Annotated in this window: 8 protein-coding genes, 1 tRNA gene and 1 pseudogene; 4 read left to right on the top strand and 6 right to left on the bottom strand. The window is 73.7% G+C overall.

Features of this window, described 5'->3' with window-relative positions; genetic code table 11:
* Positions 1 to 55 precede the first annotated feature (55 nt).
* The 3 genes from nadC to nadA are packed head-to-tail and all read right to left on the bottom strand — an operon-like array spanning position 56 to position 3,455.
* Entirely contained in the window at positions 56 to 928 is an 873-nt protein-coding gene (gene nadC, locus EDD33_RS20420) for a carboxylating nicotinate-nucleotide diphosphorylase (protein ID WP_211332615.1), read from the bottom strand.
* On the bottom strand, positions 925 to 2,472 hold the full coding sequence (locus EDD33_RS20425; RefSeq protein WP_211332616.1) for an L-aspartate oxidase: 1,548 nt from the start codon (positions 2,470 to 2,472) through the stop codon (positions 925 to 927). Before EDD33_RS20425 ends, nadC begins: the two co-directional genes overlap by 4 nt.
* Complete coding sequence (gene nadA, locus EDD33_RS19580) at positions 2,469 to 3,455, bottom strand: quinolinate synthase NadA (protein WP_123392795.1); 987 nt, start codon at positions 3,453 to 3,455, stop codon at positions 2,469 to 2,471. Before nadA ends, EDD33_RS20425 begins: the two co-directional genes overlap by 4 nt.
* 51 nt (positions 3,456 to 3,506) lie before the next feature.
* On the opposite strand from nadA, the gene EDD33_RS19585 reads away from it, so the two are divergent.
* Positions 3,507 to 4,214 carry an NUDIX hydrolase gene (locus EDD33_RS19585; RefSeq protein ID WP_170169895.1) on the top strand — a complete coding sequence of 236 codons (708 nt, stop codon included), beginning with the start codon at positions 3,507 to 3,509 and terminating at the stop codon, positions 4,212 to 4,214.
* 15 nt (positions 4,215 to 4,229) lie between these two features.
* Here the strand turns inward: EDD33_RS19585 and EDD33_RS19590 are convergent, their stop codons facing one another.
* Positions 4,230 to 4,880: a hypothetical protein gene (locus EDD33_RS19590; RefSeq protein WP_148077149.1), complete on the bottom strand. Its 651-nt coding sequence runs from the start codon at positions 4,878 to 4,880 to the stop codon at positions 4,230 to 4,232.
* A gap of 276 nt (positions 4,881 to 5,156) precedes the next feature.
* Here EDD33_RS19590 and EDD33_RS20755 point away from each other — a divergent pair, with 276 nt between their 5' ends.
* On the top strand, positions 5,157 to 5,279 hold the full coding sequence (locus tag EDD33_RS20755) for a hypothetical protein (RefSeq protein WP_281274210.1): 123 nt from the start codon (positions 5,157 to 5,159) through the stop codon (positions 5,277 to 5,279).
* A 59-nt stretch (positions 5,280 to 5,338) separates the two neighbouring features.
* On the opposite strand, the gene EDD33_RS19595 is transcribed toward EDD33_RS20755, so the two are convergent.
* Positions 5,339 to 5,411: transfer RNA gene (locus EDD33_RS19595), tRNA-Arg, on the bottom strand.
* A 30-nt stretch (positions 5,412 to 5,441) separates the two neighbouring features.
* Positions 5,442 to 6,443: an AraC-like ligand-binding domain-containing protein gene (locus EDD33_RS19600; protein ID WP_123392798.1), complete on the bottom strand. Its 1,002-nt coding sequence runs from the start codon at positions 6,441 to 6,443 to the stop codon at positions 5,442 to 5,444.
* Positions 6,444 to 6,958: 515 nt separating this feature from the next.
* On the opposite strand from EDD33_RS19600, the gene EDD33_RS19605 reads away from it, so the two are divergent.
* The gene (locus EDD33_RS19605) at positions 6,959 to 8,773 is read left to right on the top strand and encodes a phosphoenolpyruvate carboxykinase (GTP) (RefSeq protein ID WP_123392799.1); all 1,815 of its coding nucleotides are present in this window, start codon (positions 6,959 to 6,961) and stop codon (positions 8,771 to 8,773) included.
* Positions 8,774 to 8,853: 80 nt separating this feature from the next.
* Positions 8,854 to 9,402 (top strand): annotated as a pseudogene (locus EDD33_RS19610) (hypothetical protein); the annotation flags it as partial.

The raw sequence follows: 9,402 nt of genomic DNA on the forward strand, positions 1-9,402 counted from the left end.
CGGCAGCCTCGACCGGCCGGGACAGCGGGTCTCGACGCGCTCGACCGACGGCGGATCAGATCGTGTCCAACCCGATGTCCAACGACGGCGCGGAGTGGGTGAGGGCGCCGACGGCGAGGTAGTCGACGCCGGTCTCGGCGTACTCCCGCGCCGAGGAGAGGGTGAGGCCGCCGCTGGCCTCGAGCACCACCCCCTCCGTCGTACGACGCACCAGGGCAACAGCCCGGGCCAGCTGGTCGACGGCGAAGTTGTCCAGCAGCACCTGCTCCGCCCCGTGGGCCAGCGCCTCCTCCAGCTGCTGGTGCGAGTCGACCTCGACCTGCACCACGATCGAGCCGCGGGGGTGGGCGGCGTACGCCGCGTCGAGGGCCGCCACGACCCCGCCGGCCGCGGCGACGTGGTTGTCCTTGATCAGGATCGCGTCGTGCAGACCGGCGCGGTGGTTGGTGCCGCCGCCGCAGCGGACGGCGTACTTCTCCAAGGCCCGCAGCAACGGCATCGTCTTGCGGGTGTCGCGGACCCGCACACCGGTGCCCTCGACCGCGTCGACCCACGCCCGGGTCGCGGTGGCGACGCCGGAGAGGTGGCCGACCAGGTTGAGGGCGGTGCGCTCCAGGGCCAGCACGTCGTGGGCCGGGGCGGACAGCGTCGCCAGCCGGGTGCCGGGGGAGACCCGGTCGCCGTCGGCCAGCAGCAGCGCGAGCCGAGCGTCCGGGCCGCAGACCTCCTCGACCAGCGCGGCCAGGACCGGCAGCCCGGCCACGACGCCAACCTGGCGGCTGGTGAACGCGACGTCGAGCCGACTCCCACCAGGCACGACGGCCGCCGACGTCACGTCGCCGCGCGACCCCAGGTCCTCGGCCAGCGTCGCCCGCAGCAGCGCACGCACCGCCGCCGCGTCGAGGCCGGCGTCGGCCAGCGCGCTCACGCCGCGCTCGCCGAGGCCGAGGCCGAGGCCGAGGCCGGCGTCAGGACCGACGGCACCCCGGAGTCGTCGAGCCGCACCCGCACCCGCGGCGTCCGCCCGGCCGACGCCGGCGCGTCGGTGCGGAAGTGGCAGCCCAGCGACTCCGGCCGGGCCGCTGCGGCCGCGACCACGGCGGCGCCCACGACCGCCACGGGGTCCCGGCCCACGAGCGGCCGCAGCGCCGACGCCGCTTCCGCCAGCCCACGGCCAGAGCGCACGATCCCGGCGTGGGCGTCCATGACCTCCCGGACGGTGGCGGCGACGGTGGGCGAGTCGACCAGGAGGGGGGTGCAGCCCGAGATCGCAGCGGGGTCGGGCAGCTCCAGCACCAGCCCGGCCGCCACGCGGGCGCCGTACACCAGCCCCTCCAGCAGGCTGTTGGACGCGAGCCGGTTGCCGCCGTGGACGCCGGTGGCGGCGACCTCGCCGACGGCGTACAGGCCCGGCACGTCGGTCGCGCCCCACCCGTCGGTCGTGACGCCGCCGCACAGGAAGTGCTGGGCGGGCGCGACGGGCAGCAGGTCGGACGCGAGGTCGAGGCCGTGGGCCGCGCACGAGGCCGCGACGGTGGGGAAGCGGCGCACGACGTCGGGCACGGCACGGGCGTCGAGCCACACGTGCCCCGATCCCGTACGACGCACCGCCCGGTGCACCTCCCGGGCCACCACGTCGCGCGGGGCCAGGTCGCCGAGCCGGTGCCGCCCCGCCATGAGCGGCGACCCGGACAGGTCCAGCAGCCGCGCTCCCTCGCCCCGCAGCGCCTCGGTCACCAGTGGCAGCTGACCACCCGGAGCCCCGGTGTGCAGCGCGGTCGGGTGGAACTGCACCAGCTCGAGGTCGCTCAGCGTGGCGCCGGCGAGCAGCGCGAGCGCCAGCCCCTCCCCGCGTACGCCGGCCGGGTTGGTCGTCGCGCCGTAGACGTGACCGAGCCCGCCCGACGCCAGCACCACCGCCCGGGCGCGCACCCGGACCCTCCCGGAGGGCGACGAGCACTGCACCCCGACCACCTGCCCGGACGCGGACTGCAGCAGCCCCACCACCCGGGCCGACAGCCGCGGGACCTCCGCAGTGGCGGCCGCGAGCGTGCGCGCGACCTCCGCCCCCGTGGCGTCGCCCGACGCGTGCAGGACCCGGCGGCGGTGGTGGCCGCCCTCCAGCGACCGCGAGAGCCGGCCGTCGGGCTCCCGGTCGAGCCGGGCGCCGGCGGCGACCAGCTCGGCCAGCCGCAGCGGGCCCTCCTCGACGAGCCGGTCGACCGCGCGCGGGTCGCACCAGTCGTCGCCGGCGGCCCGGGTGTCGGCGGCGTGCAGCGCGGGGGAGTCGTCGGGGGTCGAGGCGGCCGCGATGCCGCCCTGCGCCCAGCCCGTCGAGCCCTCGCCGTCGCTGAGGACCAGCACGTCGCGGCTGCGGGCCAGGCCCAGCGCGGTCGAGAGCCCGGCGACGCCGGCGCCGACCACGACGACGTCGACCTCGAGGTCCCGGGAGGACGGCGACGCGGTGCTCACTCCCCGCTCCCGGAGTCGCCGATGGCCACCATCCGCTCGACCGCCTGCCGCGCCCGGGCAGCGATCCCGGCCGGCACGGTCACCTCGTCGCGTCCCTCGCGCAGCGCGCGGAGCAGCAGCTCGGGCGTGGTCATCTTCATGTAGCGGCACGACGCCCGGTCGTTCATCGGCCGGAAGTCGGTCGTGGAGTTGACCTTCCGCAGCTGGTGGAGCATCCCGACCTCGGTGGCGACGAGCGTGGTGCCGCCCCGCATCCCGCGTGCCGCGTCGACCATGCCGCCGGTGGACAGCACGTGGGTGCGGTCGGCGGGCAGGTCACCCTGGCCGACCAGCCACAGCGCGGAGGTCGCGCAGCCGCACTCGGGGTGCACGAGCAGCGAGGCGTCGGGGTGCTCGGCGACCTGGCGGCGTACGTCGGCCGGCGTGATGCCCGCGTGGACGTGGCACTCGCCCAGCCACACGTGGAGGTTGTCGCGGCCGGTCTCGCGGCGCACGTGCGCGCCGAGGAACTGGTCGGGCAGGAACAGCACCGGCACGTCCACAGGGATCGACTCGACCACCTGGACGGCGTTGGAGGAGGTGCAGCAGACGTCCGACTCCGCCTTCACCTCGGCGCTGGTGTTGACGTAGGCCACGACCACCGCGCCGGGGTGCTCGGCCTTCCAGGCGCGCAGCGCGTCGGCGTCGATGGTGTCGGCCAGCGAGCAGCCCGCCTCGTCGGTCGGCACCAGCACGGTCTTGTCGGGGCTGAGGATCTTGGCCGTCTCGGCCATGAAGTGGACGCCGCAGAACACGATCGTCGAGGCGTCGGTCGAGGCCGCGATCCGCGACAGCGCGAGGGAGTCGCCGACGTGGTCGGCCACGTCCTGGATCTCGGCCGGCATGTAGTTGTGGGCGAGCACCACGGCGTCACGCTCACGGGCCAGGCGGCGTACGTCGTCCTGCCAGGTCGTCTCGACAACGGTCACGGGAGGGCCTCTCATCGGGTTTTCGACTGCGAGTCGATAACGTGTCGCCGACGGTAGCATGGGGCGGTGCCGACGGTCCCGTTCCCCCGCTACCCCCACGAGGTGCTGGCCGTGGTGCTGTCGGTGCGGACCGACGAGCAGACGGGCGCGCACGCGCTCTCGGCGCTGCTCTGGCGGCGCGGCGAGGAGCCACACGCCGGCCGCTGGTCGCTGCCGGGCGGGGGCCTGGGGCCGGACGAGCGGCTGCGCGACGCGCTGTCGGGCCACCTGGCCGCCAAGGTCGACGTCCGTGAGATCGCCTGGCTCGAGCAGGTCGCCACCCACAGCCGCGTCGACCGCGACCCCCGCGCGCGGGTGCTGGCGACCGGCTACCTCGCCCTCGTGCCGCCGGACGCCCGTCCGGTGCTGCCCGAGGACACCCGGTGGTGGCCCGTCGCCGACCTGCCCGCGACGGCCTTCGACCACCACTGGTTCATCGACGCGGCCGTCGACCGGCTGCGCGCCAAGCTGAGCTACACCAACGTGGGGTTCGCGCTGGCGCCCGAGGTTTTCACGATCGCGCGGCTGCGCGAGGTGGTCACCGCGGCGCTCGGGTACGACGTCAGCGCCACCAACCTGCACCGCGTGATGACCCGCCGTCGGGTCATCGAGCCGACCGGCGAGCGGGCGCTCGCCGGAGCCGTCGGGGGCCGGCCGGCCGCGCTCTACCGGTTCTGCAGCCGCGAGCTCGAGGTCACCGACCCGTTCGCGGTGCTCAAGCCGCCGTCGACCTGACCTCGGTCGACCGAGTCAGTCGCAGTAGTCGCAGATCCCCGACGCGGGCACCGCGGTGAAGCAGCTCGGGCACAGCCGCACCGGCTTCTCCTCCGGCTTGGGCGGCGCGACCTTCTTGGGGGCGGCGGCCTTGCGAGGGGTCGAGGCGCGGGGCGTCGAGGATCCGGGCGTGCGCGGCGCCGCAGGCGTGCGGGGCGCGGCCTTGCGGGTCGGGGTGAAGTGGGCGGTGCGCAGCGCGGTGCCCCCGTCGCCGGGCAGGCCGGCCGCCTCCCAGTGGCGGTAGCAGGCCAGCCGCTCCTCGGCGGCGTGCTCGTCGGGGTCCTCGGGCCGTACGCCGCTCGCCCGCTCGACCGACGCGGCGTACCCGTCCGACACCCCGCCCTGGGCGCTCACGCACAGCGCCGAGAGCAGCGGCTCGCCCCGCTGGACGCACCCGTCGGCCACGTCGCCGAGGACGCCGCCGATCCAGGTCGCCACGGGACGGGTGGTGGTGATGCCGGTGGTTGCCTGGATCCGGTCGGAGAGCGCCTTGAAGCGGACCAGCGACCGGTAGCGTCCGGCCGCCTCCTCCAGCACCGGCCGCGCCGCCTCCGCCCAGGCGGTGCGGGCGGCCGCGTGGCCGACCTCCGAGACGTCACGGGGGGCAGGAGCGGGTTTAGCGGTCACGTCGTCCATTGTCGCTCGCGGGTCGTCCACAGGTCGTCGGCACCCCCTGGATCCGAGGAGCGGGAGCGAGCACCGTCACCCCATGACCCGACGCTCCCGACGCCCCCGCCCAGCGCGCGACGACAACCACGGCTTCGTGCGCGAGCCCCGTGTCGCCGACCTGCTCGAGCACTCCGACCTGGCGTCAGGTGAGCGGCGACCGTTGCTCGACCTCGGCGCCGGGCTCGAGGATCGCGTTGGTGGAACAGTTGTTCCACCACCGAATCCGACCCCCCGGTGGGTGATCGGACGCCTGGTCCCGAGCGGCCCCGACCCGGGGTGGTCCACCGGGCGATCCGGGCCGGACGGGTGCGGCTGGAGGACTTCGCCGAGGTCGACCGGCTCCGCGAGGCCGGGTGAGGCCGAGTGGCAAACGACGAGAGCCGCCGACCCCAGCGGGTCGGCGGCTCCATGTCTTGTGCGCCTGTAGGGATTCGAACCCCAAACCTTCTGATCCGTAGTCAGATGCTCTATCCGTTGAGCTACAGGCGCCCGTCCTGCTCGCGCGAGGACCCGGCAACTCTAGCGGCAAGGTCTGCAGGGGTGGTAATCGAGGGTGGGGTCAGGCCCCGCCGGACCGGTAGGCGCTCGGGCTGACGCCGTAGGTCTCCCGGAAGGCGCGGCCGAAGACGCCCAGGTCCCAGAACCCCCAGGGCGGGCGATCTCGGTGATCGAGCAGTGGGCGCTGCGGGCGGAGACCAGGTCGCGGCGGCAGCGCTCGAGGCGTCGGGATCGGATGGTGCGCGCCACGGTGTGCTGCCGGCCGGCGAAGAGCCGGTGCAGCTGGCGCAGCGAGACGGCGTGGGCGCGGGCGATCGACTCCGGCGAGAGGTCGGGGTCGTCGAGGTGGTCGTCGATGAAGCGGTCCATGCGGGCGACCAGCGCCGCGTCCGCGGGGCGCACGTCGGCCGTGACCGTGCTCGTCAGCACGCCGAGCAGGTCGCCCACCTCGTCGGCCAGCGCGGCGGAGCGGGACGGCTCCAGCGCGGGGTGCTCGACGACCAGGTCGCCCAGCATCCGCGAGAGGATGCCGCTCAGCCCGGACCCGCCGCGCATCGCGGTCGCCGTCACCAGCGCGGACTCGGACTCCGGCAGCCCGATGCTCTCGCGCGGCCAGGTCAGCACGTCGAGCTGCCAGTCGCGGGTGTCACGACCCGCCTGCAGCGACCAGGTGAAGGGGCGGGTCGTCTCGTAGACCACGAAGTCACCGGGCCCGAGCACCGCCTCCCGGCCGTCCTGCTGCACCACGGCGCGCCCGGCGCGCAACCGACCGACCTGGAGGTAGGCGCGGCTGTCGGCCCGCACCAGCGGGGTGCTGCGCTCGAGCACCTGGGGCAGCGAGCTGACCTGGGCCAGCATCAGGTGGCCCAGCGACCACGAGGACACCTCGCCCCGGAAGCCGCGGGGGCCCTGGAGGGCCTCCGCGCGGCGGTCGTGCAGGTCGAGGGCCACGAAGCGCTCGCGCAGCAGGTCGGCCCAGCTGCGCTGGTCCTGCACGGACTCCCGCTCGGTCTGGCTGCTCATCGCACCCTCCTGACCGGCACGAGCGTAGGCGGCTGCGGCCCGACCCACCAGGCACCACGACCACCGGGCGGGCGAGGATCGGGCACGCTCGGCGCACACCTGGTCGCGCAGCGCCCACCGGGTGCCTCGATCGTGGGGTGAGGATCGGACGGTGATCCTGCTGGGACCCCCGCCCGCCGACGACGCCCTGGGCACGTCGTCGGTCGTGGCGGCCCTGGTGGAGGTCCTGGCGGCGGGGCCCACCGGTCTGGGAGCGGGTGGGTCCGTCGTTTGTTGGGAGCACCGTGGTTACCGGTGCGTACCCCCCGAGCCAGAGCGGGATTGAGCCACCCCTATTTGTTGGGGGAGAGGCTAATCTCGCTCTGCGGAGTGGCTGGATCGATCCAATACCACCTTGGTCGACGGCGGACTACCGTTTCGCGGTACAGCACGTCGGGTGATGCAACGGAGCGGCACCCAGCCAGTCGTTCAACCGCCCGTCCCTCGGGGCCGGGTGGCCATCGAGAGGGACCAGCATGACCGCCGAAGTGACCACCGCCGCGCCCACGACGCACCAGGGCATCCTCGACTTCGTGGCCGAGGTCGCCGCGATGACGACCCCGGACCGGATCCACTGGTGCACCGGGTCCGACGAGGAGTGGACCGAGCTGACCGACGCGCTCGTCGCGACCGGCACCTTCACCCGCCTCGACCCGGCGAAGAAGCCCAACTCCTTCCACGCGGCCTCCGACCCCACCGACGTGGCGCGCGTCGAGGACCGCACCTACATCTGCTCGGTCGAGGAGAAGGACTGCGGGCCCACCAACAACTGGATGGACCCCTCGGAGATGAAGGCCCTCATGCGCAAGCTCTACGCAGGCTGCATGAAGGGGCGGACGATGTACGTCGTCCCGTTCGTGATGGGTCACCTCGAGGCCGAGCACCCGATGTTCGGCGTCGAGATCACCGACTCGGCCTACGTCACCGCCTCGATGCGCGTGATGGCCCGCATGGGAAGCCACGTGCTGGAGAAGATGGAGGAGCTCGACGCCGACTTCGTGCCCGCGCTGCACTCCGTCGGCATGCCGCTCGAGGAGGGCCAGGACGACGTCGCCTGGCCCTGCAACGACACCAAGTACATCGTGCAGTTCCCCGAGGAGCGCACGATCTGGTCCTTCGGCTCCGGCTACGGCGGCAACGCCCTGCTCGGCAAGAAGTGCTACGCGCTGCGCATCGCCTCCGCCATCGCCCGCGACGAGGGCTGGATGGCCGAGCACATGCTCATCCTCAAGCTCACCAGCCCGCAGAAGGTCACCAAGTACGTCGCCGCGGCCTTCCCCAGCGCCTGCGGCAAGACCAACCTCGCCATGCTCGAGCCGACCATCCCCGGCTGGAAGGTCGAGGCCATCGGCGACGACATCGCCTGGATGCGGGTCGGCGACGACGGCCGGCTGTGGGCCGTCAACCCGGAGTACGGCTTCTTCGGTGTCGCCCCCGGCACCAACGAGCACACCAACCCCAACGCGATGAAGACCATCAACAAGGGCAACTCGGTGTTCACCAACGTCGCGCTGACGGAGGACGGCGACGTGTGGTGGGAGGGCCTGGAGAACCCGCCGGCGCAGGCGACCTCCTGGAAGGGCGAGCCCTGGACGCCTGACTCCGAGGAGCTCTCCAGCCACCCGAACAGCCGCTACTGCACCCCGATCAAGCAGTGCGACATGCTCGCCCCGGAGTACGACGACCCGCGCGGCGTCCCGATCGACGCGATCCTCTTCGGCGGCCGCCGCAAGACCACGATCCCGCTGGTGACCGAGGCCCGCGACTGGGCCCACGGCACCTTCATGGGCGCCACGCTGTCCAGCGAGACCACCGCGGCCGCCACCGGCGCCGTCGGCGTCGTCCGTCGCGACCCCATGGCCATGCTGCCGTTCATCGGCTACAACGCCGGTGACTACTTCAGCCACTGGATCAACATGGGCAAGGAGAACGACGCGGCCAAGATGCCGAAGATCTTCTACGTCAACTGGTTCCGCCGCGACGACGAGGGCGGCTTCCTGTGGCCCGGGTTCGGCGAGAACAGCCGGGTGCTGAAGTGGGTCATCGAGCGCATCGACGGTCAGGCCGCCGCGGTCGAGACCCCCATCGGCCACGTGCCCGCGCCGGGCTCGCTCGACGTCGACGGGCTCGACGTCGACGAGGCTGCGCTGCAGCAGGCGCTCGACGTCGACGTCGAGGAGTGGAAGGCCGAGATCCCGCAGATCACCGAGTGGTTCGAGAAGTTCGGCGACGACCTGCCGACCGTGCTCTGGACCGAGCTCGACGGCCTCAAGGCCCGGCTCGGCGTCTGAGTCGCGAGAATCGCCGACGACCACGAGGACCCGCACCCGTTCGAGGTGCGGGTCCTTGGTCGTCCGGCGATGATGAGGCCATGACCGACGAGGACGGCGCCCGCCGGCGCGAGCTCCTCGACGGCGAGGCGGGCGAGGTGTTCCGCCGGGTGCTCGACGAGGGCGTCCTGGCCCTCGACGACCCCCGCCTGGGTGCCGACCACCCGCAGTCGGCTCCGGTCGCGCTGCTGCAGGACCTCGGCCTGCTGCGACGCGACGACGCCGTCGGTGGGTGGGTCGCCGTCGACCCCACCAGCGTGCAGCCGGGCGTGGTGGCGCCGCTGGGCCGGGAGGCGGTCGAGCTGCTCCACGAGTCGGCCGCCTGGGCGGAGAGTTTCGCGTCGCTCGCCCAGTCGTTCCGTCGTACGCCGCACCGGTCCGACGCGCTCACCGAGATCCGCGGCCTGCCCGGCATCAACCGCTTCCTGGAGTCGGTCGTCGACGACGCGGAGTCCGAGCTGCTGACGGCCCAGCCGGCGGGTCCCCGTCGTGCGCGGGCCCTGGAGAAGGCCCACGACCGCGACATGCGGGCGCTGCGCCGGGGCGTCACGATGCGCACGCTCTACCAGCACACGGCGCGACGCTCGAAC

Source organism: Nocardioides aurantiacus, from assembly GCF_003752505.1.
Lineage (GTDB): Bacteria > Actinomycetota > Actinomycetes > Propionibacteriales > Nocardioidaceae > Marmoricola > Marmoricola aurantiacus.